This window comes from Acinetobacter sp. 809848 (assembly GCF_000581275.1).
GTDB classification, from domain to species: domain Bacteria; phylum Pseudomonadota; class Gammaproteobacteria; order Pseudomonadales; family Moraxellaceae; genus Acinetobacter; species Acinetobacter pittii.
The window spans coordinates 1-26,003 of sequence record NZ_JEXG01000042.1 but is presented as its reverse complement, the minus strand read 5'-3'; the positions used below and the strand labels follow the sequence as shown (position 1 = coordinate 26,003).

General features: G+C 38.9%; 22 protein-coding genes. 14 read left to right on the top strand and 8 right to left on the bottom strand.

The genetic code is table 11. From position 1 onward, the window contains the following. The 3 genes from ubiH to J536_RS21190 all read left to right on the top strand — a co-directional run bounded on the left by ubiH (window position 1) and on the right by J536_RS21190 (window position 2,897). A complete protein-coding gene (gene ubiH, locus J536_RS21200; protein WP_032063870.1) occupies window positions 1-1,209 on the top strand; it encodes a 2-octaprenyl-6-methoxyphenyl hydroxylase in 1,209 nt (402 codons plus the stop codon). After that, entirely contained in the window at window positions 1,206-2,438 is a 1,233-nt protein-coding gene (locus J536_RS21195) for an FAD-dependent monooxygenase (RefSeq protein WP_032056820.1), read from the top strand. Before ubiH ends, J536_RS21195 begins: the two co-directional genes overlap by 4 nt. 207 nt (window positions 2,439-2,645) lie before the next feature. Next, a complete protein-coding gene (locus tag J536_RS21190; RefSeq protein WP_002117665.1) occupies window positions 2,646-2,897 on the top strand; it encodes a hypothetical protein in 252 nt (83 codons plus the stop codon). Between the two features lie 38 nt (window positions 2,898-2,935). Here J536_RS21190 and J536_RS21185 read toward each other — a convergent pair whose 3' ends face one another. After that, entirely contained in the window at window positions 2,936-3,337 is a 402-nt protein-coding gene (locus J536_RS21185; protein WP_032056819.1) for a MerR family transcriptional regulator, read from the bottom strand. Window positions 3,338-3,402: 65 nt separating this feature from the next. On the opposite strand from J536_RS21185, the gene J536_RS21180 reads away from it, so the two are divergent. Continuing rightward, complete coding sequence (locus tag J536_RS21180) at window positions 3,403-4,044, top strand: cation transporter (RefSeq protein ID WP_005075543.1); 642 nt, start codon at window positions 3,403-3,405, stop codon at window positions 4,042-4,044. A 55-nt stretch (window positions 4,045-4,099) separates the two neighbouring features. Here J536_RS21180 and J536_RS21175 read toward each other — a convergent pair whose 3' ends face one another. After that, the gene (locus J536_RS21175) at window positions 4,100-4,702 is read right to left on the bottom strand and encodes a LysE/ArgO family amino acid transporter (RefSeq protein ID WP_002117603.1); all 603 of its coding nucleotides are present in this window, start codon (window positions 4,700-4,702) and stop codon (window positions 4,100-4,102) included. Between the two features lie 106 nt (window positions 4,703-4,808). On the opposite strand from J536_RS21175, the gene J536_RS21170 reads away from it, so the two are divergent. Next, window positions 4,809-5,699 (top strand): LysR family transcriptional regulator ArgP, encoded by an 891-nt coding sequence (locus J536_RS21170; protein WP_032063869.1) that lies wholly within the window; start codon window positions 4,809-4,811, stop codon window positions 5,697-5,699. A gap of 2 nt (window positions 5,700-5,701) precedes the next feature. On the opposite strand, the gene J536_RS21165 is transcribed toward J536_RS21170, so the two are convergent. Both J536_RS21165 and rsmI read right to left on the bottom strand, forming a co-directional pair. Next, entirely contained in the window at window positions 5,702-6,088 is a 387-nt protein-coding gene (locus tag J536_RS21165; RefSeq protein ID WP_032056817.1) for a hypothetical protein, read from the bottom strand. Between the two features lie 99 nt (window positions 6,089-6,187). Next, on the bottom strand, window positions 6,188-7,024 hold the full coding sequence (gene rsmI, locus J536_RS21160; RefSeq protein ID WP_032056816.1) for a 16S rRNA (cytidine(1402)-2'-O)-methyltransferase: 837 nt from the start codon (window positions 7,022-7,024) through the stop codon (window positions 6,188-6,190). 208 nt (window positions 7,025-7,232) lie between these two features. Here rsmI and J536_RS21155 point away from each other — a divergent pair, with 208 nt between their 5' ends. The 3 genes from J536_RS21155 to J536_RS21145 all read left to right on the top strand — a co-directional run bounded on the left by J536_RS21155 (window position 7,233) and on the right by J536_RS21145 (window position 9,288). Further along, window positions 7,233-7,634 (top strand): YraN family protein, encoded by a 402-nt coding sequence (locus tag J536_RS21155; RefSeq protein WP_005070523.1) that lies wholly within the window; start codon window positions 7,233-7,235, stop codon window positions 7,632-7,634. A 79-nt stretch (window positions 7,635-7,713) separates the two neighbouring features. Next, window positions 7,714-8,421 carry a BON domain-containing protein gene (locus J536_RS21150; RefSeq protein ID WP_032056814.1) on the top strand — a complete coding sequence of 236 codons (708 nt, stop codon included), beginning with the start codon at window positions 7,714-7,716 and terminating at the stop codon, window positions 8,419-8,421. 3 nt (window positions 8,422-8,424) lie between these two features. Beyond that, the gene (locus J536_RS21145) at window positions 8,425-9,288 is read left to right on the top strand and encodes an alpha/beta hydrolase (RefSeq protein ID WP_002117650.1); all 864 of its coding nucleotides are present in this window, start codon (window positions 8,425-8,427) and stop codon (window positions 9,286-9,288) included. A 28-nt stretch (window positions 9,289-9,316) separates the two neighbouring features. On the opposite strand, the gene nudC is transcribed toward J536_RS21145, so the two are convergent. The 3 genes from nudC to dnaQ all read right to left on the bottom strand — a co-directional run bounded on the left by nudC (window position 9,317) and on the right by dnaQ (window position 13,213). After that, window positions 9,317-10,060: an NAD(+) diphosphatase gene (nudC, locus tag J536_RS21140; RefSeq protein ID WP_014206107.1), complete on the bottom strand. Its 744-nt coding sequence runs from the start codon at window positions 10,058-10,060 to the stop codon at window positions 9,317-9,319. Continuing rightward, on the bottom strand, window positions 10,060-11,703 hold the full coding sequence (locus J536_RS21135; RefSeq protein ID WP_032063867.1) for a hypothetical protein: 1,644 nt from the start codon (window positions 11,701-11,703) through the stop codon (window positions 10,060-10,062). The genes nudC and J536_RS21135 overlap by 1 nt, the downstream gene beginning before the upstream one ends. Before the next feature lie 130 nt (window positions 11,704-11,833). Then, window positions 11,834-13,213, bottom strand: a complete 1,380-nt coding sequence (gene dnaQ, locus J536_RS21130) for a DNA polymerase III subunit epsilon (RefSeq protein ID WP_032063866.1) — start codon at window positions 13,211-13,213, stop codon at window positions 11,834-11,836. 233 nt (window positions 13,214-13,446) lie between these two features. Here dnaQ and J536_RS21125 point away from each other — a divergent pair, with 233 nt between their 5' ends. From J536_RS21125 to J536_RS21100, 6 genes are all read left to right on the top strand, one after another. Then, on the top strand, window positions 13,447-16,662 hold the full coding sequence (locus J536_RS21125; RefSeq protein WP_032063864.1) for a lytic transglycosylase: 3,216 nt from the start codon (window positions 13,447-13,449) through the stop codon (window positions 16,660-16,662). Window positions 16,663-16,677: 15 nt separating this feature from the next. Continuing rightward, window positions 16,678-18,513 (top strand): extracellular solute-binding protein, encoded by a 1,836-nt coding sequence (locus tag J536_RS21120; RefSeq protein WP_032063863.1) that lies wholly within the window; start codon window positions 16,678-16,680, stop codon window positions 18,511-18,513. 31 nt (window positions 18,514-18,544) lie between these two features. Then, window positions 18,545-19,597 carry a microcin C ABC transporter permease YejB gene (locus J536_RS21115; RefSeq protein WP_032063862.1) on the top strand — a complete coding sequence of 351 codons (1,053 nt, stop codon included), beginning with the start codon at window positions 18,545-18,547 and terminating at the stop codon, window positions 19,595-19,597. Next, window positions 19,597-20,607, top strand: a complete 1,011-nt coding sequence (locus J536_RS21110; RefSeq protein WP_032063861.1) for an ABC transporter permease — start codon at window positions 19,597-19,599, stop codon at window positions 20,605-20,607. The genes J536_RS21115 and J536_RS21110 overlap by 1 nt, the downstream gene beginning before the upstream one ends. Continuing rightward, window positions 20,582-22,177: an ABC transporter ATP-binding protein gene (locus J536_RS21105; RefSeq protein WP_032063860.1), complete on the top strand. Its 1,596-nt coding sequence runs from the start codon at window positions 20,582-20,584 to the stop codon at window positions 22,175-22,177. The genes J536_RS21110 and J536_RS21105 overlap by 26 nt, the downstream gene beginning before the upstream one ends. A 188-nt stretch (window positions 22,178-22,365) precedes the next feature. Continuing rightward, a complete protein-coding gene (locus J536_RS21100) occupies window positions 22,366-23,610 on the top strand; it encodes an NADH:flavin oxidoreductase/NADH oxidase family protein (protein WP_032063858.1) in 1,245 nt (414 codons plus the stop codon). Between the two features lie 41 nt (window positions 23,611-23,651). Here the strand turns inward: J536_RS21100 and J536_RS21095 are convergent, their stop codons facing one another. Beyond that, window positions 23,652-25,766, bottom strand: coding sequence for a TonB-dependent siderophore receptor (locus J536_RS21095; RefSeq protein ID WP_032063857.1), 2,115 nt, complete (start codon window positions 25,764-25,766; stop codon window positions 23,652-23,654). Window positions 25,767-26,003 lie beyond the last annotated feature (237 nt).

Genomic DNA, 26,003 nt, shown 5'->3' with positions numbered 1-26,003 from the left:
ATGCAACAACAAGTGATTATTGTAGGTGGGGGAATGGTTGGACTTAGCCTTTCACTCATGCTGGCGAAGGCAAATATTGCAGTAAAGCTGTTAGAAGCTGTGAAATACCCAAACTATGATGATCAAAATGTTGCCCCTTATCATTCCAGTTTCGATGCGCGTAATACGGCTTTATCGCGTCGTAGCGTCCAGATTTATCAGAAGCTGGGGTTATGGGATGCATTACAGCAGCACGCGACTCCAATTCTACAAGTTCACATTACTGAACAAGGCAGTTTTGGTAAGGCACGATTAATTGCAGAACAAGAAAAAGTCGAAAGCTTTGGGCAGGTGATTGAAAATGCTTGGTTGGGGCGTGTTTTATTGACTCAAGTACGTCAGCAGCCTTTGATTGAGCTGATTGATGGTGTTCAAGTGACTGCTTTAACTCAAGATGCTGAGCAAGTACATATTGAGGCCAAGCGTGGTGATGACCTTTTAAAACTTGAGTCAAAACTATTAATCGCCGCAGATGGGCGTGACTCTTTCTGTCGTCAGGCTATCGGCGTTGGTGTAGATGTTCATGATTATGATCAGGTTGCAATTGTCACTACCGTTCAGACTTCAAAACCACATGATCAAGTCGGTTTTGAGCGTTTTAGTGCATTAGGCCCTTTAGCTTTATTGCCTTTACCGGGCGAATATCGCCGTTCGGTTGTATGGCCTGTTAAAAAAGGCACTGAAGGTGAGTGGTTAGGTGAAGAAAACGACCAACACTTTTTAGATGCTTTGCAAAAAACTTATGGTGACAGAGCGGGTAAATTTGAAAAGACGGGTAAACGCTTTAGTTATCCGCTTTCACAAGTGCTTGCACATAAACAAGCAGTCGGACGCGTTATTTTAATGGGGAATGCGGCGCATACAATCCATCCTGTTGCAGGACAGGGCTTTAACCTATGTCTACGTGATGCGGATGTTTTAGTGCGTTACTTAGTGAACCAGCTAACTACTTCTGATGATATTGGTAACCCAGATAATTTACTGGCTTATGAACAAGCTCGTTTGTCAGATCAACAACGAGTCATTAAGTTCTGTGACACCGTGGTTCGTGGTTTTAGTAATCAAAATCCATTATTAAAATTAATTCGTAATACGGGATTAATTGCATTCGATGTCATTCCGGGAGTTAAACCACTGGTAGCGAACTATGCAATGGGGCTAAAAGCATGAGTGAAGTACTAGATGTTGTCATTGTTGGTGGTGGACTGGTTGGTGGTTTAACAGCTTTATTACTTGCCCAAGGTGGTGTACAGCCTACTGTGCTTGATGCTGCTCCTGTACTGGATGTTGAAAAAACACTAAGTGTGATGAACCCGCGTGTTTTAGCACTCAGCCAAGCGACCATTCATTTACTTAAAACTGTCAATGTTTGGGATGATCTAGCACGTCAAATGCCATATACAGGCATGCAAGTGTGGAATCTGAATGGCTATGGTGAAATTAATTTTGGTCACGAGTCCGTACAAAGACCAATGCCAGAACAGACCTTGGGTTCTATGGTTGAGCCAAGTGTGTTGAATGTTGCTATTCAACAAAAAATGCTTGAGCAGTTAACAGACTATCGTACTCAAGTTCGTGTGACTCGCATTGAGCAGGGTGTTGGTTGTTGGCATATTCAATTGGCAGATGGTACGACACTTAAAACAAAACTGCTGATTGGTGCAGATGGTGCCAATTCATTTGTACGAGAACAGGCCTTTATTGACCTAGATGTCTTAGATTACAAGCAAGCAGCGATTAGTTGTGCTATTAAAACATCTAAACCTCACAATCATGTTGCTCGTCAAATTTTCTTACCTACAGGGCCTTTAGCCTATTTACCGATGGCTAGTCTTGAAGAAAGTGAAAATGGCTACTGGCAGTCAATTGTCTGGACACTACCTGATGATTATGCCGATGAATATTCTGCTTTAACCGATCATGAATTTATGCAGCTTTTAACTCGTGAAAGCCAACATATGTTGGGTGAAGTGTTAGATGTACGTTCAAGAGCCCAATTCCCGCTCAAAGCGCGCGCCGCAAAACAGTATGTGAAAGCTGGTTTAGCTTTAATTGGGGATGCTGCACATGTGATTCATCCACTTGCTGGACAAGGGGTAAATATTGGTTGTTTAGATGCGGCTGTACTCTGTGATGCATTACTACATGATTTAGCGCGTGGCGTATGGGCAAATGAACAGACATTGTTGCGTTATGAGCATCGCCGTAAAGGCCAAAATGATGCAATGATGCATAGCATGTCGGCAATTGGCTGGTTGGAAAGTAGTGAGCTATTTCCATTTATCTGGGCTCGGAATGTGGGACTCAAGCAAGTTGAACAAATTTCCTTCTTAAAAGAGAGTTTTATGCAACAAGCAAACGGTTTAGGGTCTTTACAAAACACCCAGTATAGTCGTTAAAATAATTACGAAGTTTATGCTCTACTGGTCTAAATAAATATCAGTAGATATTTTTTAAGCAATCATTTATATATCATTACCAATTGGGTTGAAAAAGATACACATTTGACCAATTTGGCTCTTTGCTAAATGCAAAGAGATTGCTAAATTTCTGAGGTCTTGGGACCATAGCGATGATGCAATAGAAATCATTCTGGGGAGTGAAAAATGTCAGATATCAATGATTATGAAGATGCAGAAGATTCTGCTGTAGATGAAGATGAAGCGAAGGCAGCTGAAAGCGGTGCAGCTGATGAAGAAGCAAGCAGTATTAATGATACTGATATTGCTGAGGCAGAAACACTGACTGTGACTGCCAAGCAAAAACAGCGCCAAGCGCTGGAAGATGAAGTTGCCGCATTTTTAGCTCGAGGGGGGAGAATTACCGAAGTTCCTCCAGATGAACATAGCGACCATTAATCCTAAAAAGCATCACATGAGTGATGCTTTTTTTATTTTTAAGGTGCGTTCTGAAGCTCTCTCAAGATCCCGCATTCATCTACTGTTCGATTGGTAGAGCAGTGCTGTTTTAAATCAGTCAAAGATTCTTTTAAAAGTAATAATCGTTCGATTTTTTCTGATACTTCTTTTAAGTATTTATCGACTAAATTATCAATTTCTGTGCAGGCCTGTTTAGGCTGAGTTTTCATTTCTTTTAACGTTTTAATATCACTCAGTGAAATATTTAATTCACGGCAATGCTTAATAAATAAAAGGTCTGCAAGTGTTTGTTCGGTGTAAACACGATAATTATTTTCTGAGCGCTGAATACGGTCCAGCACACCTACTTTTTCGTAATAACGGATCGTATCAATTGGAATATCCGCTTTTTTTGATAATTGACCAATAGAAAAACTCATAAGACTTGACTCTGGAGCTACTCGAGGGTTTTTAATCACTATAAAAGAGTTTTTGAGGAAATAAAATGGCTGGATGTGGTTGTGCTTCAACATGTTCTCCTTCAAAGAAAGTGAGTCCACGTTTTAGAAAAGCGTTATGGATTGCACTTGTGATCAATGCCTTAATGTTTGTGGTGGAAATATTGGGAGGTTATAAGGCCCAATCTGTTTCACTTTGGGCAGATGCATTGGACTTCGCCGGAGATGCAGCAAACTATGCACTATCTTTAGTCGTTCTTTCGATGAGTTTATATTGGCGTGCGACAGCGGCATTAGTTAAAGGAATAACGATGGCGGCTTTCGGTGTTTTTGTCATTGCGAAAGTGGTCTGGTCGTATTTTTATGGTGTTTCACCCGAACCAATGGTGATGGGGGCAATTGGTGTAATGGCTCTAATTGCTAACGTTTCTGTCGCGCTTATGCTTTATGCATTTCGTGATGGGGATGCAAATATGCGTTCTGTTTGGTTGTGCAGTAGAAATGACTCAATTGCTAATATTGCTGTAATTTTAGCTGCGGTTGGGGTATTTGGAACAGGCAGTGTATTTCCCGATTTATTTGTTGCCTTTGTCATTGCATACTTGGGTGTATCTTCTGGTTATGCTGTTATAAAACAGTCACAACAAGAAAGAAAACAGGCAAGAGTTATAGTTGCCAGTGAAGCGTAATACTCAAGAGTAATAAAAAAGGATCTTTTATATGATCCTTTTTTATTTTAAGCCGTTAAAACAAGAGGGTTATAGCGATACTCCACATAACGCAACCAATAATGAAATCTAAAATTTTCCAAGCTTTGGGATTGGTAAATAGTGGCTTTAATAATCTTGCACCATAGCCCAGACTAAAAAAGAAAACCCAAGAGGCAAGAATGCTCCCCAAAGCAAAACTCACTTTGTCTTCAAGCTGAGTTGCAACTGAACCAATTAGAACAATAGTGTCTAAATAAACATGAGGATTAAGCCAAGTAAAGGCAAGACAGGTCACTAATGCTTGAGTTAATGTTTGTTTTTGACTGCTATCAAGGTCCATACTTTGGGTAGTCTTAAATGCAGCATAAAATGCTTTGGCACCGTAAACTAATAAAAACGTTGCCCCTAAATATTTAGCTACGGTAATTAAGATAGGTGATGCCGTCATGATTTCGGCAAAGCCTAATACACCACAGGCAATTAAAATTGAGTCGGATAGAGCACAGATTAAGCACAACCAAAATACATATTGCTGTTTAAGTCCTTGTTTTAGGACAAAAGCATTTTGAGCTCCAATTGCTACGATAAGCCCGCTACCAATACCGAAACCTTTAAAAAATATACTAAGAGAGAACATAACAATAAGGTGGAAAAAATCAGATGTGGGAATTATCTGACTTTTTATTAAAAAATAAGTAAAATTAAGAATATTTAGGTTTGGCTAAAAAAAATTTAGGTTTGATATGTTAGATAGCAAACAATGTGAAGCCTTTCTGGCGGTAGCAGAATTGGGAAGTTTTGATGCGGGAGGAGAGCATTTATATATTACGCCTTCTGCAGTTTCGTTACGCGTACAGGCTTTAGAAAAGTATTTAGGACAAATACTCATTATACGGGGGCGCCCGAGTGTGCTCACTCAAGCAGGGCAAACTTTATTGCAGCATTTACGTCATACGAGATTAATGGAGCAAAATTTATTACAAGGTTTGATGGGGAAATCATCCGAATCTGAATTTTATAAAATTGCTCTAGCTTCAAATGCAGATTCATTAGCAACTTGGCTTTTACCAAATATTCAGCAAACGCTTTTTAAAGAAAAAATCGTGTTAGAACTAAAAATTGATGATCAATCTCACACGCATACTTTATTAGAGACAGGACAAGTCAATGCCTGTATTTCGGCAGAAGAGCAGGTCATGTCAGGTTGTTTAGCTCAACCACTAGGAAAAATGCGTTATAAAATGTTGGCTTCTGCTGAATTCGTAAATAAATGGTTTAGCGCTGGAGTGAATAGAGACGCATTAAGAAAAACACCAGCAGTTATTTTTAATCAAAAAGACTTAATGCATTCAGAGGTTCTATTAAAAGGATACGGTTTACCGATGCAAAGTTATCCTTATAGTTTTATTCCAGCAACAGATGCTTTCGTCAAAGCAATTCAATTAGGTTTAGGCTATGGCATGGTGCCTGAACTTCAAGTTCAACCATTACTCGAAAATGGAACACTTGTTGATATTATGCCTGACGCCCAACTTGATGTTCCTTTATATTGGCACCATTGGAAAAGACAGTCGCAGCAACTTGATGTATTAACCGAGACGATTGTTCAGTCAGCAAAACATATCTTGAGATAAATTTAAGTCCGTGAGCGGGCATAAAAATTTGAAACATGCTGAATATAAAACTCTATATCTTGTGTTGAGTAACCTAAAAGTTGTCCGATTCTACGATCAAGCTCTAAACGATCTTCCAGTTGAGTCTCCTTTAGTGATTTTTCAATACATAACACAAGTTCATTTAAATCTGCTAAAGGTGCATTTTTATAGATCAGCATAATTGAAAATGGTGAAGGTAAAGAGGTTTCAATATCTTTACTCAGCATAGATAAAGTACCTTGCTCGAGATGCTCTAAAAACTCGGTAGGTAATAGATCATAAAACAAAGCGATAGGTTTCTCGCCTGAAAGTAATAATTCTAGTTCACACTCTTCATGCGGCCCAAGTTTTCCAAGCTGTACAGTCATGTAAATACTCTTATTTTTATCTTTAATATTATTATGCAAAATTCATGCACAGTGATGATGAAGGCTATTTATTATTCATCACTGTGCTTAATCAAAAGATTAAGATTGTGTTAACTCAAGCGCACGTTGATAAGCAACTTTTTTCTTAACTCCTGTTAAATCAGCAGCCAGTTGAGATGCCGCTTTAACAGATAAATCTTGAAGTAAGCGCTTTAAAAGCTCATCTAATTTCTCTTGTTCCAGATCTGTCTTTTCTGGTGCACCGCCAACTACTAGAACAATTTCGCCTTTTTCTTGATTGTGATCATTTTCAATAAAACTGACCAAATCTTTTAAAGTCATTTTTTTGATGGTTTCAAAGGTTTTGGTAATTTCACGTGCGAAACCTACAGGACGATTTTCACCAAATACCTCAGCCATATTTTTTACACACTCTAAAATACGATGTGGTGCTTCATAAAAAATTAAGGTCTGAGTCTCATTTTTGATTTTTTCTAATTGAGAAATACGTTGAGAAGCTTTTGATGGCAAAAAACCTTCAAAACTAAAACGATCACTCGGTAGGCCTACTGCACTTAAAGCGGCAATCGCAGCACATGCGCCAGGCACGGGAACAACCCTAATACCATGTTCTTGAGCAGCTCGAACTAACTTAAAACCAGGGTCACTAATAAGCGGTGTACCCGCATCACTAATTAAAGCAATATCATCGCCTGCAAGTAATTTTTGAACTAACTGCTCAATTTTATTACTTTCATTGTGATCATGACATGCAGTAAGTTGAGTCGATATATTATAGTGCTTAAATAATTGTGCAGATTGACGAGTATCTTCGGCGGCTACAATAGAAACTGATTTTAAAATATCAATTGCACGGAAAGTCATATCATCTAAGTGCCCGATTGGGGTGGCTACAACGAATAACTGAGCACTCATTTGGTTTTACTCCGTACAGATAAACAATTTAAATGGGGTAGTTTACCCGAAATTATGATTTGGGCGTGAACAATGTCTGCCAACCTTTGCTTTTCCAAAATGATCTGATTTTCATTTGTTCAATTTAGATCAGAAAGTACGGGTGGATTTAGCGAAATAACTTATTTATAAAAACATCTAGAGATGCTTTTCATTGGGGAAGATAAAAATGCTATTAGCGCAGCAGTTGGGTAAATGGGCGGAGCAAACGGCTTTAAACCTGTTGCAAAAGCAAAACTATGTATGGGTAACCAGTAATTATCATTCACGCCGTGGTGAAGTGGATTTGATTGTTAAAAGAGGACAAGAACTGGTTTTTGTTGAGGTAAAGGCGCGTACTATAGGAAATTATGGACAGGCTTGCGAAATGGTGACAAGAACAAAGCAGAAGAAAATTATTAAAACCGCGATGCGTTTTTTACAGCGCTACCCATCTTATCAGGATTTTTATTGTCGTTTTGATGTGATTTGTTTTGATTTTCCACAGAAAATTGCAAAAACAGTACAGCAAGACTTTTCAAATTTCCATTATGATCTGCAATGGATCGAAAATGCATTTACTTTGGATTAAGAGTTCATTACTCTTTTGAGCAAATTAAAACCGATGTTTTATGATCAAGCCAAGAAGAGATTGATAGGAGTCTGGTGGAGTGTTGAAACGTATTGCTGTAACAGCGCTTTGTGTCGCAAGTTTGTCAGGTTGCGCAAGTTTTATTTCTGGTGGAACAGGTACAGCTCCAGTCGGAACAGATAGTGGTGTACGTAGCTTAGGTCAGGTATTCATTGATTCTTCAATTAAACGTACAGCGAATATTAACCTCTATAAGCTTGATCAGCGTTTTAAACAATCACGTATTAATATCGAAAGTTTCCATAGTACTGTTTTATTAACAGGACAAGTGCCAGACCCATACTTGAAACAATTGGCAGAAGATAATCTTAAAGCCATGAGTGATGTAAAAGCTGTACATAACTATATTACCGTGGGTAATAAGGTCAGCTATAACACGATCATGCAAGATGCTGGTGTAACTGCAAATACACGTGCTCTATTAATGAAAGCGCCCGTTGTATCGGACAGTAAAGTACTTGTCCATACCGAAGATGGTGTTTTATATGTAATGGGCCGTTTAAATACAGCTGAAATTAATGATTTAAATAATGTGCTTCAAAATGTTGGCAACGTGACCAAAATTGTGACACTCATTGATAACATTGATTTAGCACCTGCGCCAGCGGCGAGTACTGCTAGTGCAACGACTACACCAATTATTAATAACGTCATTGCTCAACCAACAGTTCAAACTCCTGTTGCAATTGATCCTGACCAAACAGATCCAGCTTCGAATGCACAGTAATATATGAATCTGATTGAACAACTACAAAGTAAAATTGAACAGGCGCGAACTCTTTATAAAGAGTTCCGCCTTTATGATTTGGGGAGTTTTGCTTTAAACCGTTTTACGCCAAAAGATGGTTTTGAACAGGTCGCAAATGTACGTTATGGTCTAAAGCCGCGTCACCGTTTGGATATTTACCGATCTGTTAAAAAACTAGCACATCAGCCTCTTATTGTTTTTGTACATGGTGGTGCTTGGCAACATGGTAATAAGCGGGATTATCTTTTTATTGGTGAGACGTTTGCTAAAGAAGGTTATGACGTTGCAGTTATCAACTATCAATTAGCTCCTAAAAATATTTTTCCGAGTTTTGTTGATGACCTGACTCAGGCATTGAATTATTTACATCAAAACCAAGACAAACTCGAAATTTCTACAGAAAATGTTGTGCTTATGGGGCATTCGGCGGGGGCATTTAATGTAATGTCTGCTGTTTATCACCCAAAACCAAACCCTATTCAGTGTTTAGGAAATATTAAGGCGATTTTCGGTTTAGCTGGACCTTATCATTTTGATTATAAGGGTGATCCACTAGCTGAGGATGCTTTTGATCAAAGTATTTCTTATCAAGAAGTGATGCCATACTATTTCGTCAATCAAAATAGTATTAAACATTACTTGCTCATGGCTGAAAATGATCAGCTTGTCGGCAAAGAGAATACATTGGATTTGGATCGGGCTTTAAGACAGAGTGGAAATCACAGCCATATCGCTGTGATTCCTAAAACTGGGCATATTACAATTTTGGCCAGTCTTTCTAGCTTTATTAGCCACTATTTCAGAACGAAAAGAACGATCTTACATTTTCTCGAAGAAGTGTTTTAAACGAGAGTCTCGTTTAAAACACGGCAGATTACCCAGTTTGGGTAATCTGCATAATCATTGAATGAGCAATACTTCCTTTAAACGGAATCTCAGGTAATTGATCGATTTTGAAGAACTGTGCATCTGCAATTTCTTCTTCTTGAAGCTTAATTTCACCCGACTCATATTCTGCCCGAAATGCAACCATAAGGTTACTCGGGAATGGCCAAGGCTGACTTGACATATACTGAATATTTTTGAGTTTTAAACCGACTTCTTCAAAGGCTTCACGTTGTACTGCTTCTTCAAGTGTTTCGCCCACCTCAACAAAACCTGCAATCAAACCATACATATTGGTTTTGTTATGAACTGACTTAGCCAGCAAGATTTCATCATCACCACGAGTAATGACGGTAATAATGCAAGGGTTTACACGAGGATATTGGTGGTAGCGACAAGAAGGGCATACCATTGCATATTCGGTTGGATGAACTTCTGTTGGATGTCCACAGTGGCTACAAAACTTATGGTTTCGTCGCCATTCAAGTAATTGAACAGCACGGCTCGCCTGCAAAAACTGTTCTTTCGACCAGCTGGTAATAAGCTGGCGAATTGGGACAAGTTGTAAGCCTTCGGGGATAGGTTCCTCAGCAAGCAAGTCACGTGCAATGACTTGCTCATCATGAGTGAAAAGTAAATCACTTGCTAACTTTTCGACTTTGGGTAGTTGGAGATTCTGGTCAACCAGTAATTGTTGATGATGGAAAATATAAGCAAGTGATAATTCAGACATTAAGCTGCCTTTTTTTGAAGTTGTTGACTACTCGACAATGCTACATTAAACATGGATTGTAGAACAGGTTGTTTATTTTTTAAATTGTCAACTAACATGTCAATGCCTGCTAATACATTAAAAATACAGTGAATTTGGTCTGTATTAAAAGACTGGTTTTGTTCAAGTTGCTCTTGAACAAATTGGGCAGTTTGGAGTAAAGCATGTTGTTGCGTCGTGCTTCCTAAAAATTCGGCTGCACCTGCTAACTCTTTTAATGAACCTGCAATCGCTTCAATATTTTGTGTCTGATCACTGGCATACAACGTAAGACTCTGACAGATAAAATCAATTAAATTTTTTGTCTCGGTAAGCAAAGCTTGATGAGCTTCATCAAGACGATCTAAAGAAATAGCCGTATTATTCACGCTAAGTTGTAGACGATTTGACGTGTAATTGCGTACCAAAATACCAATTGAGTTCATGGCAGATAAAATGCTGTTCATGAGCTGCTGAGCATAGTTTTCATTACTTAAAATGTTAAGTTGACTTAAACTGCTGGCTTGTTGAGAAAGAGCAGATGCGGCTTCATCAAGGTTTAGGAGTTTAAAAGTATAAGCTAACTGCAAAAGGCTTGTTTGTAGTTGCTGTGCTTTTTCAGGCGACATATTTTGGTAGTTGTATTCAATATCGTTCCGCACCTTATTCATTTCATCCAAGATTAATTGGCTGACTGTGTGCATCGTATCAAAGTCAGGACCAAAAAGATGGCGACTTAAAACGAGTAATTGAGTATCAGTCGGTGTTTCATCACCAATATGAAGTTGGTTACGAATATGGTGAGCAATCTCATCTTCTTGAGCGATGACAATACTTAAAATATCTGCGAATGCCGCTAAATTAGGTTCAAAACTTTCGGGTGCTGTCAAAAATAGAGCAATATGACTTTCAATATTAATCAGTACACGTAGGCGTGAATCATTTAAAAGTAGGTCATCAATATGGTTAAAAGCGTAATTGACGAGCTGCCAATATTTTTGGCTTGGCTGAGTGTTCGCCATGCTGACCAAATAGGTTGCAATAAGTTTAAAGGCTTGAAAATTCTGAGCTGAGGCTGTCTTTTTTAAAAATTGGTGTAGAGATAGTTTGTATAGTTGATGGATGAACTGAGTTTTTTCACTAATTAATATTTCAGGCAAGGGTAGTTCAAGCGAAGTATTTGCAAGTAAAGGGACAATAGCTTGTCCCGATGTAGTCAGTGGTTTATTTAAAGCTAATTCTAAATTATTTAAGGTCGTAAGAAGAAACTGTGGAACTTGTATTTCGCGCAAACAGATAAATTCAATATAACGCTTTACCATGGTCGTGCCTTCGCTTAGGGCAACAACATCATCCGTATTGATTTGGGCTGGATTCGCAATAATTTTTTGCATCAACTCAGTCGAATATTGAGTGATTTTTGCAAGATAAGGAACATCAATTAAGCGTAGAACTTGAGTGCATTGCTTAAACTGTTCTAATGCATCATCAATACCAAAAGGGAGGGTTTGTTCTTCAATTAAGGTACTTACTGCACCTTCAACCAGTTTTATTGAACGATCAATTTCATGTTTAATGATGAGTAAAGCTGTTGGATCGAAATGAATCGACGTATGCTCAGACATAAACGTTCCCCTTTGCAAAAAAATCAATTGTTATATTCATAGTGCTCAATAATTTGAGCTAAAAATCTATGCGACTAATATAACTTAACTTACAAAGGGGAAAAGCTAAAAACACTAAAGAATCAAAAATTTATTTTGCAAAAAGGCAAGGTTCTCCGTGTTTTTCCTCATATTCTTTGACCCAAGTCTCATGTGTATTTAACTCTTCATCTGAAGGGTAAATTACAGGAAGATCAATTTGAACTCTGCTTCTATTGGTTGTTTGCTGGCTATTTTCACTCTGAGATAAGGCATCAATATCAAAAGAAACCTGACCACCAGTCATTGCCAAGTAAACATCAGCAAGAATTTCAGCATCGAGTAATGCACCGTGGAAAGTACGGTCACGTGCTGGAATTTCATAACGTCTTACAAGCGCATCAAGGGAGTTCTTTTGTCCCGGATGTTTGTTTTTCGCTAAAGCTAAAGTATCTGTTACCTCACATACTTCAGAAAGTGCAGGAAGTCCTACGCGCTTAAACTCCATATCAAGGAAGTTCATATCGAAGGTCGCGTTATGGGCAATAATCTCTGCACCTTTGAGATAATCAAATAAGGTGTCAGCAATGTCCGCATAGAGCGGTTTGTCTTTTAAGAAATCATCGCTGATACCGTGGATGTTTTCTGAGTCTCCCACTGGTTTTTGTGGGTTAATATAAATATGAATCGAGCTACCCGTAAGCTTACGGTTAATCATCTCAATTGCGCCCACCTCAATAATGCGGTCGCCATCTTGGAAATAAAAACCAGTAGTTTCCGTATCGAGAATCAGTTGTCGAGGACCTTGTAATTTTAATTTGGCTTCGGTCACAACGATTTGAGGATGAATATTATTGGTTGGCTGCTTACTTTCTTGTTCGGCAGTTTCAACTTCAATAATTTCTTCTTCCACAATAATCATCTCAACTTCTTCAGATGCTTCAAGATGAATATTTTCTTCTTCAGTTGCATCAGCCAGATCAAACCCGAAAGGGTCATCTAGCAGCCAGTCCTGTTCAGGCTTTTTTATATCTTGCGATACAGTGGCAGACTGTGGTTGCTTGAGTTCTTTCGCAGTTTTGTCTGCACCTAAATTAGCAAGCTGGTCTGCCATTTCATTGCCAGGGTGTCCTGCGTGGCCTTTAATCCAGTTCCACTCAATATTTCTACCTGCACAGACAGCATCTAATTTCTGCCAAAGGTCAGGATTTTTTACATCTTTCCAGTTTTTCTTTTTCCAGCCATGAATCCACTCAGTAATACCTTGCTTCACATAATTTGAATCTGTCCAGATAATCAAATGTGCATCGGCTGGGCAAAATGAAACACCTTCAATGGCAGCAGTAAGTTCCATACGGTTATTGGTCGTATCAGGTTCACCGCCAAATAATTTATGTTCACCCTGCTCAGTAATGACATATGCGCCCCAACCACCTAAACCCGGATTGCCACGACATGCACCATCAACATACAGTGTGATTGTTTGAGACATAAATCGAAACCTAAACTAAAAGAAAAAGAACTGAATATGGTGTATTGTATACGCAAAAAGTTCGGTTCCATCGTATCAAAGCAAGGTTTTTTTAATTTCTTGTAACATTTCCATGCAAATGACATTAAATTATTGCCTTGTCTATCTTGCATGCTTTACTACAATGGCATCGAAGACCTAGGGTTTGTGGGCAGACCCCAAAAAAATATTACGCGAGTTGTTTGGAAGTTTTTATGTATAAACCAACCACATTTGTGTGGCAGCCATCTGCAGCATCATTGTTTAAAATTACCGTACTTAGCTCTGCGTTAGCTGCGTTGGGTATTACAACAGGCTGTTCATCGACTCCGCAATCTGCAAAAACCTCAAAATCGAAACAGGTCAGTGGTGCAGGTTATTTAGATGCGAGTAGTCTTGATTCATTGGAAGACTTACTTTCAGCAACTGATATGCGTGCTGTAGAGGGTGACCGCCTGCTTATTTTAAAGCACGGTGATGTCTGGAAACGTATGTCTGTTGGTTTCAAAATGGATTTGAACCATTGGGATTCACGTATTGAAGCTCAGCGTAGTTGGTTTATTTCTCGTCAGCCTTATCTTGATCGTTTAAGTGCCCGCGCAAGTCGTTATTTGTACCATACAGTTAAAGAAGCTGAACGCCGTGGTTTGCCTACAGAACTTGCATTATTACCTGTAATTGAAAGTTCATATGACCCAGCTGCAACAAGTAGTGCTGCAGCAGCAGGTTTATGGCAGTTTATTCCGAGTACTGGCCGTATTTATGGCTTAAAGCAAACAGGCATGTATGATGGCCGTCGAGATGTTGTTGAGTCGACTCGTGCTGCCTATGAGTTTTTAGGAAGCTTATATAATCAATTCGGTTCTTGGGAGCTTGCTTTAGCAGCCTATAATGCTGGACCGGGACGTATTCAACAAGCAATTAACCGAAATCAGGCAGCAGGTTTACCAACTGATTATTGGTCTTTAAAATTACCTCAAGAAACCATGAACTATGTTCCTCGTTTCTTGGCTGTTGCCCAAATTATTAAAAATCCAAAAGCTTACGGTATTTCTTTGCCGCCTATTGCAAATAGACCCCATTTCCGTGAAGTGACTTTATCTGCACCTTTATCATTGAATGAAATTGCTTCTGTAGCTGGATTAAGTCGTTCGGAACTCTATGCATTAAACCCGGGATATCGTGGTGAAATGGTAGACCCTGCAAGTCCAATGCGTATCTTGATTCCAGCAGATTTAAGTCCTTCAATTGATAATAAATTAAAAGGTATGAAGTCTGGCGGTGGTTCAGGTTGGTGGGCAAATGTGACTTCACCATCTAAGCCAGATGTAAGTGCTTCAACATCTGTGACAATTAAAACCACGCCTGCAAATCAGGTGCAACCAGTTAAACCGTCAACACCTACTAGAACAACCAGTAGCTCTACCACGATAAAAACTTCAACTCCTCGTGGGTCTGATGCTTTAGCCGCGTTTGCAGCTTCGGCTGATGTACCAAGTGCTCCACGTATTCCTGTTGCTGTGACACCTGCGGCAAATATTAAGCAGGTGAAGACAGAGCCACCAATCTCGGCTGCAGAACGTGAAAAGATTTTAGCGGCAGTTCGAGCTGAAGGTGAGAAAGAAACAGTTCAACAAGCTTTAGAGCCACAACCAACGCAGGCTGAAAAAGATCAAGTAGTTGCCGAGTTGAAAGCTATTGCACCACAAGGAACAGAAATTGTTGATCCTTATGATGGCAAAATTAAGTTAACTGCGATTCAAACAAGTCAGTCAGTTGCAGAGCAACAAGGTAAAGAAGTAAGTAAAGGTTTTGCATATCCAAAAACTTTAGCTGAAGACGTGACTGTAGCTAACTCTGAAGATGGGCAGCGCAATAAAGACAAGCCTTACATTAAAACTGATACAGATGTAGTGGTTGTACAGCCAAAAGGCAAACGTAGTACCTATACAGTTTTACCGGGTGATACTTTAGCCGTTATTGCGATGAAAAATGGCGTAAACTGGCGCGATGTTGCTAAGTGGAACCAGATTGACCCTGAAAAGACGTTATATGTTGGTTCAACGCTTTATCTTTATGACGCTAAGCCACAAGAAGCTCAAACGACTTCAAAAAGCACAGCTAAACCAGATGTATATGTCGTTCAGGCTAACGATAGCTTAAGCGGTGTGGCAAACCAGTTTAATTTGTCAGTAAGACAATTGGCTGAATATAACGATTTATCAGTGACTGATGGCTTATTTGTTGGGCAAAAACTACAGTTAAAAGAACCAAAGAATAGTCGCGCAAGTACTAAAGCCGAGCCAAAAGCAGTTCAGGCAAGTGCAAAACGTATAGCAACTAAGAGCTATACTGTGAAGCGCGGTGAATACCTTAAATTGATTGCAGATCGTTATGCGCTCTCTAATCAGGAACTTGCTGAATTAACTCCGGGATTAACTGCGGGCAGTAACTTAATGGTAGGCCAAAAAATTAATGTGCCTACACAAGATATTTCTGTAGATGAAGTTGCTGAAACTAAGGCTTCTAGTAAATCTGAGAAAGCATCAGCAAGTGTTTCTTATAAAACAGAAGGCTATAAAGTACAACGTGGTGATACTTTATCGAGTATTGCAACTAAATCAAAAATTAGCCTAGCTGAGTTAGCCGAATTAAATAACTTAAAAGCAAATAGCCATGTACAGCTTGGTCAAACTTTAAAAGTACCGGCAGGCTTAAGTGTTCCAGAACAATACGTTGTACAGTCTGGCGATAGTTTAAATGCGATTGCGAGTAAATATAATTTGCAAACAAGCTATTTGGCTGACCTAAACGGTTTGTCTCGTACTGCTGGTTTGCGTGCTGGTCAACGCTTAAAACTAACAGGTACGGTTGAAGAAGTGCCAACTAAATCTTCTAAAAATACTAAAGAAGAAACACCAGAAACTTATACAGTTAAATCGGGTGATAGCTTAGGTAATATTGCTAATCGCTACCACTTACAGCTGGACTACCTTGCTTCACTAAATGGTCTTTCACGCAATAGTAGCGTTCGTGTGGGGCAGCGTTTAAAGCTAACGGGTGATGTGCCTACAGTTGAAACAGCTAAAGCAGATACTAAGTCTTCAACTAAAACAGTTGCTGCTGGTAAAAACACTGAAAGATATACGGTTAAATCTGGTGAGTCTTTAAATAGTATTGCGAGCCGTGCTGGTATTTCAGTGCGTGAACTGGCTGAAATGAATGCATTAAAAGCAAATGCTAACTTACAGCGCGGTCAGAATATTGTGATTCCAAAAACTGTCGTGGAATACAAAGTGAAGCGTGGTGATACCTTAATTGGTCTTGCGAGTAAATATGGTTTAGAAACCAATTTATTGGCTGAGCTGAATAATTTAACGCCTTCTACTCAGCTTCGCATTGGTGATGTGATTAAAGTGCCTAATTTATAAAATAATTAGTAACTTATGCATAAATCATCTTTTCAACTGAGCCTGCTAGTCGGGCTCAGTGTGGTTTCGCATGCTGTTTTTTCTGCACAGCAAACCACTTCATATATAGCGATTCATTCTAAGCCTAAGTATTTAGAAATGATGGCTATGCCATATGCAAACCCTAATGCACCTAAAGGTGGCCTATTAAGTCAGGCAGCTCAAGGAACTTTTGATAACCTCAATAGTATGAATGGGAAAGGGAATGCTACAGAAGGCGTGAATTATCTTTTTGATACCTTAATGACTCAATCACTTGATGAGGTCGGGGTTTTATATCCGCTTTTGGCACAGAAAGTGAGTTTTGACCCAGAAAAAACGCAATCAGTGACTTTCTATTTAAACCCTAAGGCGCGTTTTAGTAATGGACAGCCGGTCACTGCGGTGGATGTTAAATTTAGTTTTGATGCTTATCAGACGAAGTCCAATTTAGGTTTGCAAATGTACCTTGCTGATTTAGCAAAAACAGAAGTAATAAATGCTCATCAAGTAAAGTTTAGTTTTAAGTCTACACATAACCCTAAAATGCCATTCATTTTGGCAACCTTACCCATTTATTCAAAAGTAGATTGGCAAAAAAGAGATTTTAGCCGAATTACCTTACAACCGATTGTTGGTTCGGGACCTTACGTGGTTGAACGAATTGATCCGGGCAGAAGCATTAGTTATAAACGAAACCCGAATTATTGGGCAAAAGATTTACCTATTAACAAAGGGCGTTATAATTTTGACCGCTTGAGATATGTTTATTATCGAAATTGGGATATTGCTTTTGAAGGATTTAAATCTGGGCAATACACTTTGCATGAAGAAACTAATCCTAAAAAATGGGTAACTGATTACCGGTTTCCAGCCGTAAAAGCAGGGTTGGTTACCCAATATAAGTTTCGTCATCATAATCCTATCGCCACTGAAAGCTATGTTTTTAATACGCGACGAAAACCTTTAAATGATATTCGTTTTAGACAAGCTTTAACCTATGCGTATGACTTTGAATGGCAAAATAAAGCTTTGTTTTATGGACAATATCAGCGCCTACAAAGTTATTTTGAAAATAGTGAATTAGCAGCAACAGGCCGACCTTCAAAAACTGAATTAGAGTTGTTAAAGCCGTTATTGCCTAAGTTATCTCCAATCATGCAGCAAGGTGTTTTAGCAAATTGGAAATACCCCGTGTCTGATGCGAGTGGTTTCAATCGTCAGAATTTATTAACTGCGCGCCAATTGCTTATACAGGCTGGCTATAAAGTTAAAGAAGGACAGCTCTTTACCCCTGAGGGAAAGAAAGTTCAGCTTGAGTTTTTAATTCAGCAAGATGGTAAACAACGAACACTTTTACCTTTTATTCGTAACTTAAAAAAGTTAGGTATTGCAGTTAATTTGCGTCAGGTTGATGCTCCGCAATATTTGGAACGGACTCGTCGTTACGATTTTGATATGACCACAATGAATTTGCCTCAATCTCTCAATCCGGGAAATGAACAGACTCAATTTTGGGGGAGTGTAGCTGCAGCTCAGAATGGAAATTACAATTATGCTGGAATTCGCAATCCAGTAATTGATCAAGTGATTTCAAAACTCGTTGCGAGTAAAAATCGTGAACAGCAGATTATTTATACTCGCATTCTCGATCGATTGCTTAGAGCTGGTTATTATCAAATCCCGACCTATGGTAAAGGTGAAAACTGGTATGCTTATTGGAATATGTATCAACAACCTAAAGTTAAACCAGCACTTTCTTCTGGGATAGAATATTGGTGGAGTGATGCAAACAAGGCCCAAAAAGTTGCCAAATATTTACATCAACAATAAAAAGCAGCTGCCATAAAGGAAATCCTGTTATATGGGTTTATATATTCTCAAGCGACTTCTTTTAATGATTCCCACATTGTTTGTCATTTTATTGATTAACTTTGTGGTTGTGCAAATTGCACCGGGTGGGCCAGTTGAGCAAGCAATACATCAGGCACAAAGCGATTTGGGAATTGGTCGTGCATTGAGTGCAGAAACTTATTATCAAGGTGCTCAGGGGTTAAGCCCTGAAATGGTTGAGCAAATTAAGGCTCAGTACGGCTTTGATCGTTCTGCTCCTGAACGTTTTTTTCTAATGTTAAAGGGCTATTTAACTTTAGATTTTGGACAAAGTTTCTTTAAAGATAAATCTGTCGTGCAATTGTTATGGGAAAAAATGCCTGTTTCCATTTCACTTGGGCTGGTGAGTACTTTGCTCATTTACCTCATTTCTATTCCGTTGGGAATTAAAAAGGCAAAACAGCAGGGCTCTTGGTTTGATCGATCAACTTCTTTAGTGCTTGTGGTGGGGTACGCTGTACCAAGTTTTGTATTTGCGATTTTGTTAGTTGTTTTTTTTGCAGGTGGGTCTTATTTCCAATGGTTTCCACTACAAAACTTAGTCTCAGATAACTTTCATCAACTCAGTCTCTGGGACAAAGTTAGCGATTATTTATGGCATATGACTCTGCCACTCATTACCATGGTATTAGGCGGTTTTGCCAGTTTAACCTATTTAACTAAATACTCATTTTTAGAAGAACTCAATAAGCCCTACGTTTTGGCAGCCTATGCAAAAGGGTTGGACAGCCAACAGGTCTTATATAAGCATGTCTTTCGTAATGCTATTTTAGTTGTGCTCGCAGGGTTGCCAGAAGCGTTAGCGGGCATTTTTTTTGTGGGTAACCTGTTTGTAGAAATTATTTTTCATTTAGATGGGGTGGGGTTGTTGGGCTTTGAAGCAATTGTTCAGCGTGATTATCCTGTTATTTTTGGGGTTTTATTTTTCTTTACTTTATTTAGCCTAATTTTACGTCTCATATGTGATGTATTGTACCAATGGATTGATCCAAGAATTCACTTTGATACACAAGGAGGCAAATAATGTCTCTGATTGTGCGTACACGATTACAGCGTTTTAGGCAGCATAAATTGGGCTGGGCCAGCTTTATTTTATTTAGTCTAATTTTGGTTTTGTCATTAGCCGCGGAGTTAATTGCTAACGATAAACCGCTGTTAGTGAAGTATGAAGATTCTTACTATTTGCCTGTGTTGAAAACTTATCCTGAAACGGCGTTTGGTGGGGTGTTTGAAACAGAAGCTGATTATAAAGACCCTGCTGTACAAGCGCTTATTAATACTAAGGGATGGGCAGTTTGGCCCCTCATTCAATTTTCATATCAAACTCCTAATTTAGATTTGGCAGTTCCTGTGCCATCACCACCTTCCAAGCAAAACTGGTTGGGAACAGATGATCAAGGAAGGGATGTTCTTGCGCGTATTCTTTATGGCTTAAGAGTGTCGTTGCTTTTTGGCTTAGCCTTAACCTTTTGTTCTGCTTTATTTGGAATTACCGTAGGCGCTATTCAAGGTTACTATGGCGGCTGGGTCGATTTATTGGGGCAACGTTTAGTTGAAGTCTGGAATGGTTTACCCATGCTTTTTATGGTCATGATTTTAGTGAGTATGTTTGTTCCAAATGTATATTGGCTATTTTTCATTATGTTGTTTTTCGGCTGGACCGTTTTGGTGGGCATTGTTAGGGCAGAGTTTTTAAAAGCTCGTCAGCTTGATTACGTTCGTGCAGCCCAAGTATTGGGAGTGACTGATCACGCGATTATTTTTAGGCATATTTTGCCAAATGCGATCAGTTCGAGTTTGTCTCAGTTACCTTTTATTTTAACGACCAATATTAGCGCTTTAACCGCTCTTGATTTTTTAGGATATGGACTACCACCCGATGCGGCCTCTTTAGGTGAATTATTACTACAAGGTAAAAATAATTTAGATGCGCCATGGCTAGCAATTTCAGGCTTTTTTAGTCTGGCGATTGTTCTTTCACTTTTAATTTATATTGGGGAGGCGGCCCGTGAAGCGTTTGACCCAAGAAAATAACTTAAATCCCGCTTTAGCATTATTAAAAGTAGAGCAACTTACGGTTCAGACCAAAGACCGAAAGGTTTTATTAGAAGATCTGAATTTTTACTTAAATGAAGGGGAAACATTGGCTATTGTGGGCGAAAGTGGTTCAGGTAAATCGATAAGCTGCTTAGCAATAATGGGCTTGCTACAAGAAAAATTAGAAATAACGGGTCAGGTCTGGATTGGTTCACAAAATATGCTGGAGCTAGATGAAAGAGCTCAATCAAATTTACGTGGTCGACAAATCGCTATGATTTTTCAAGAGCCTGCTACTGCGTTAAATCCGCTCCATCGGGTTGAAAAAATTATAGGAGAAAACCTTCTTTTATCAGGTTTTTCAAAACGCGAGGTTCGACAACAAATAGTTGAACTGTTAAAAGATGTTGGAATTGTCGAACCAGAACAAATTTTAAACCGTTATCCGCATGAGCTTTCTGGTGGGCAAAGACAACGTGTCATGATCGCGATGACATTGGCACTTCGGCCTAAAATTTTGATTGCTGATGAACCTACTACTGCGTTGGATGTGGTTTTACAGATACAAATTTTAGAGTTATTAAAATCTTTGCAAAGCAAATATGGGATGGCACTTATTTTAATTAGCCATGACCTAAATTTAGTACATCGCTATGCTGAGAAACTTATTGTATTGCAAAGTGGGCGTGTAGTGGAGCAAGGTGAACTGAGCCAAATCTTTGTAAATCCTAAAACAAGTTATACGGCACAGTTGTTAGATCATGACTTTGGAAGTGTAGAGTCTAGACCTGCTCAACAGAATGTTTTATCAGTTCGACAGCTCAGCGTGCAATTTCCTATAAGACAAGGAATTTTAAATCGTATTCAAGGATATTTCACTGCAATAGAAGATTTGAGTTTTGATCTTGCTCAAGGTGAATCGCTTGGGTTGGTGGGAGAAAGTGGTGCAGGTAAGTCATCTCTGGCGATGGCTTTGGTCCGACTTATTAAAAGTGAAGGGCAGATTGTTTTTTTAGGGCAAGATTTAAATCAGCTACAGCTCAAAGCCTTGCGTTTGATGAGATCAGATTTTCAACTTGTATTCCAAGACCCATTTGGAAGTTTAAACCCGCGTATGACAGTAGGGCAGATTATTGCTGAAGGATTGAAAGTGAAAGCAGTAGCTGATAACGAGATCAAACAGCAAGTTGAATCTGTATTGGTAAAAGTTGAATTGGCTGAAGATTTTCAACACCGTTATCCTCATGAACTTTCAGGTGGCCAACGTCAACGTGTCGCCTTAGCTAGAGCTTTAGTGGTTCAGCCTAAACTTTTAATTTTGGATGAACCTACCTCTGCTTTAGATCGGACCACGCAAAAAGCCATGATCAAGTTGTTGAGACAATTACAGCAAACTGAGCAGTTAAGTTATATTTTCATTAGTCATGATCTCAATATAGTAAAAGCACTTTGCCACAAAGTGATGGTATTACGTCATGCAAAAGTTGTTGAATATCAGGAAACTGAACTCTTATTTTCTAAGCCTAACAGTGAATATACGAAACAGTTAATTAAAGAATCCTTTTAAAGATATTTTTTAATTTATTGTTTTATATAAATAAATTTTTGTTGAACTTCTAATGCAAAAAGTTGCATATTTTTATATTTTTTAAAATTGACATGTGCTATTGTCAGTTATCGATTATGACTTGACATGCCCAATAACTTATTTAAATTAGAGTAATTGCTCTAAAATTCAAAGAACAGAGGTTAACCATGAACCAGATTGCTCAACCCATCACAATTCGCAATACCACCTTTAAAAACCGAATTATTAAAGGTGCAATGAGTGAAGCACTTGCAAATTATGAAGGCCAACCAAATGACTTACATTTGGGTTTATATGGTGCATGGGCAAAAGGTGAGCTTGGCTGTGCAATTACTGGTAATGTCATGGTAAATGCGGGCGCAAAAAATGAACCAGGCGTTGTTGTTATTGAAACTGAACGTGATCTAGAGCGCTTAAAAGAATGGGCGGCATTAGGTAAAAAATATGGCATGGTGCAGTTGATTCAATTGTCGCACCCAGGTCGTCAGTGTCCAAAAGGCTTAAATAAAGAAACTGTAGCGCCATCAGCGGTACCTTTTAGCCCAGCTTTAGCAACCATGTTTGGAACGCCACGTGAACTTACTCATGATGAAATTCTAGATATTATTAAACGTTTCGCGACAGCAGCTCACATTTGTGAAAAAGCAGGTTTTGAAGGGGTGCAATTACACGGCGCACATGGTTATTTAATTAGTCAGTTTTTATCGCCTTTAACTAATAAGCGTACAGATCAATGGGGCGGTTCAGTTGAAAATCGTAGCCGTTTTTTATTAGAGGTTTATAAAGCGGTACGTGAAGCGACTTCAGATAATTTTATTATTTCAGTGAAGCTTAACTCGGCTGACTTTCAGCGTGGCGGTATTAGCGAAGAAGATGTGATTTCAGTGTTTAAAGCAGTGGATGAAGCTGGTATCGATTTAATTGAAATTTCAGGCGGTACTTACGAGGCACCAGCAATGGCTGGAGCTAAGGCCGACAAACGTAAAGCAAGTACGATTGCACGCGAAGCATACTTTTTAGATTTTGCAGAGAAAATCCGCCAGCATGTTAAGTGTAAACTCATGGTGACAGGTGGCTTCCGTACTGTAGAGGGTATGAATGCCGCACTTGAAAGTGGTGCATGTGACTTTATTGGTATTGCTCGCCCATTTGCAGTAGAAACTGATTTAACTGAGCGTTTAATTGCAGGGCAAGATGTTCGCTATGCAGTAAAACCAATTAAAACAGGCTTACCATTTGTCGATAAGATGGCAATTATGGAAATTATTTGGTATGCAGCTCAATTTAAAACGATTGGTAAGGGTAAAAAGCCAAATCCAAAACTTTCACCACTGGTAGTGTTTTTAAATTACGCCAAAGGCAATATTAAAGCGGTGATTCAAGGGCAAGTGAATTCACGTAAGTCTGCATAATTCTGATGCGCCATTTCAATAACTGAAATGGCGTATTTGTTTTAGAACGTATAGCTCATACCCAATTGAACAGTACGCGATTCACCTGGATACGCATATAGATTGAAAGCGCTTTCATCATAAACTTTGTCAAAAAGATTTTTCAGATCTAAGTTAATACGAAGTTTTGGTGTTGCCTGATAATAAGAAACCAAATCTGTAACTGCATAACCTTTCATTGTATAAGTACTATTAGCTGTTTGACCTGCACGCTTATCAATATATTTTTGATTAATGCCTAGACCTAAGCCTTGTAAAGAGCCACCCTGAAACTCGTAGATATTTAAAAGATTAAAACTATTCTTTGGAATATTGGCTAAAGTGGTTCCTTTTTTCAAAGTATTATCTTTGCTGACTTCTGCATCTGTATAGGCATATCCACCAATAATTTTCCAAGCTGGAGTAATTTGCCCTGCAATATTTAGCTCAATACCTTGGCTACGAACTTCACCAGCAGCAACTTTATAGGCTGAATCTACAGGATCTAGTGTTAAGACATTTTCTTTTTCTGCATAGAAAATCGCAGAGTCAACCAACAACATATTGTCGAGTGCTTGCCATTTAAAGCCTAACTCGTAAGCCATGCCTTCTTCTGGGTCAAAACCTTCTCCATTACGGCTAGCACCAGTGTTAGGTTTAAAAGATTTCGCAGCATTGCTATAGATTGAAAGGTCATCACGGGCTTTAAAAACTAAACCTAAACGCGGAATAAATGCGTCATGACTGGTATTCCAGTTTGCAGTATTCGGTAAAAGATTTTTGTAATCATGTTCGTAGTGCTCAAAACGCAAGCCCAGCAGTGCACTTAAACGCTCATTTAAATCGATTTGATCTTGTACAAAAAGAGCAGTTGTTTTTAAATTTTCACGGTCATGGGTCGTAATGTTTTTAAGCTCAGGTAGAGGTTGACCTAAAACTGGATCATAGATATTGATCGGGTAGTTATTTGACTTAGCATCTGAACGAATAATATATGACTTATAATCATAGTTTTCGTATTCAAGCCCAGTCACTAAAGTATGAGCTAGACCTAAAAGTTGGAAATTACCTGTTAGATTAATTTGGGCATCGGTATCTTGCCATTTTAATTCGCGATAGTTGTAATTTCGGTTTAAAGTTTCGCCGTCATCTTGAATGCCATTTGCCTCTACCGCATAGCCATGCAATTTGCCATTTAAATACTGCGCACCAGCATTTAGCTTCCAGTCATTCCCAAGGTCGTGCTCGAATCGTAATTGAGTCATATTGTTATCATTGTAGAGTCGGTTGTTGTATTTACCTGTTTCCCATAAATAGGTTTCGGGTGAACTATTAAAAGACTTTTGTGTAGGGTAGCGTGTGTGCCCGCGATCAAGTGGATGTTGATTTCTTAGGATATCGGCTTCAAAAGTAACTTTTGTTGCGTCAGAAGCTTGCCATTGAATGACTGGTGCAATTCCATAACGTTTAGACTCGACATGATCGCGATAACTATCACCACCTTCTGCAATCACATTGAGACGATAACCGATATTTTCTGCATTCTGGATAGTACCTGTTGTGTCTACCGTGGTGCGATATAAACCTTCACTACTGAGCTGAGCACCTAAAGTGGTTTGTTGTTCAGACTTTGGTGTTTTAGAAATTAAGTTAAACGTACCACCTGGGTCACCACGACCATATAAGCTAGAAGAGGGTCCACGTAAAACATCTACACGTTCAATAGTGTTGCTATCTGGAGCATTTGGATAACCACGGTTAATTGGGAATCCATTACGATAAAATTCACCGCTAGTGAAACCACGGAGATTAAAGCCTGTTAAGCCTTGGCCACCAAAGTTATTAGCGCGAGTCACACCACCAGCTAAATCAAGCGCTTCGATTAAACGTGTCGCGCCAATATCTTCAATTACTTTTTGAGTCACTACACGGACAGATTGTGGTGTATCTTTTAATGCGATTTCACTACGTGTTGCGCTACTTGAACTATCGACTTTATAAGTTTGGTCAGCTGCCTGTTGAGCTTTAATCTTAATCGTAGCGAGTGTGGTTGAAGGCTGATCTGTTTCTGCGAAAGTACTTGAGATACAACAGAGTTGAGCGATGCTCAGGGAGAGGAGGCGAAGCTTAAGATCCATTTAAAACCTTGTTGATAATAAATATCAGTATAAAAATAAGAATTATTATATTGTAAATCTATGTAAAGGAAATACTGGATCGGTGATATATATGTACAAGTGTATTTTATTTGGAAATACAGAAAATTAGAAATATAAAAATAAAATAGAAAGGAATTTTATAAGAAGAGAATATGGCGTCCCTACGGGGATTCGAACCCCGGTTACCGCCGTGAAAGGGCGATGTCCTAGGCCTCT

Bases quoted from the DNA above. Each gene is read 5' to 3' on its own strand.
- J536_RS21145 (WP_002117650.1), top strand. From the start codon at position 8,425: ATGAATCTGATTGAACAACTACAAAGTAAAATTGAACAGGCGCGAACT.
- nudC (WP_014206107.1), bottom strand. From the start codon at position 10,060: ATGTCTGAATTATCACTTGCTTATATTTTCCATCATCAACAATTACTG.
- dnaQ (WP_032063866.1), bottom strand. From the start codon at position 13,213: ATGTCTCAAACAATCACACTGTATGTTGATGGTGCATGTCGTGGCAAT.
- J536_RS21180 (WP_005075543.1), top strand. From the start codon at position 3,403: ATGGCTGGATGTGGTTGTGCTTCAACATGTTCTCCTTCAAAGAAAGTG.
- J536_RS21195 (WP_032056820.1), top strand. From the start codon at position 1,206: ATGAGTGAAGTACTAGATGTTGTCATTGTTGGTGGTGGACTGGTTGGT.
- J536_RS21185 (WP_032056819.1), bottom strand. From the start codon at position 3,337: ATGAGTTTTTCTATTGGTCAATTATCAAAAAAAGCGGATATTCCAATT.
- J536_RS21110 (WP_032063861.1), top strand. From the start codon at position 19,597: ATGTCTCTGATTGTGCGTACACGATTACAGCGTTTTAGGCAGCATAAA.
- J536_RS21155 (WP_005070523.1), top strand. From the start codon at position 7,233: ATGCTATTAGCGCAGCAGTTGGGTAAATGGGCGGAGCAAACGGCTTTA.
- J536_RS21115 (WP_032063862.1), top strand. From the start codon at position 18,545: ATGGGTTTATATATTCTCAAGCGACTTCTTTTAATGATTCCCACATTG.
- J536_RS21120 (WP_032063863.1), top strand. From the start codon at position 16,678: ATGCATAAATCATCTTTTCAACTGAGCCTGCTAGTCGGGCTCAGTGTG.
- J536_RS21100 (WP_032063858.1), top strand. From the start codon at position 22,366: ATGAACCAGATTGCTCAACCCATCACAATTCGCAATACCACCTTTAAA.
- J536_RS21165 (WP_032056817.1), bottom strand. From the start codon at position 6,088: ATGACTGTACAGCTTGGAAAACTTGGGCCGCATGAAGAGTGTGAACTA.
- J536_RS21135 (WP_032063867.1), bottom strand. From the start codon at position 11,703: ATGTCTGAGCATACGTCGATTCATTTCGATCCAACAGCTTTACTCATC.
- rsmI (WP_032056816.1), bottom strand. From the start codon at position 7,024: ATGAGTGCTCAGTTATTCGTTGTAGCCACCCCAATCGGGCACTTAGAT.
- J536_RS21125 (WP_032063864.1), top strand. From the start codon at position 13,447: ATGTATAAACCAACCACATTTGTGTGGCAGCCATCTGCAGCATCATTG.
- ubiH (WP_032063870.1), top strand. From the start codon at position 1: ATGCAACAACAAGTGATTATTGTAGGTGGGGGAATGGTTGGACTTAGC.
- J536_RS21170 (WP_032063869.1), top strand. From the start codon at position 4,809: ATGTTAGATAGCAAACAATGTGAAGCCTTTCTGGCGGTAGCAGAATTG.
- J536_RS21095 (WP_032063857.1), bottom strand. From the start codon at position 25,766: ATGGATCTTAAGCTTCGCCTCCTCTCCCTGAGCATCGCTCAACTCTGT.
- J536_RS21190 (WP_002117665.1), top strand. From the start codon at position 2,646: ATGTCAGATATCAATGATTATGAAGATGCAGAAGATTCTGCTGTAGAT.
- J536_RS21175 (WP_002117603.1), bottom strand. From the start codon at position 4,702: ATGTTCTCTCTTAGTATATTTTTTAAAGGTTTCGGTATTGGTAGCGGG.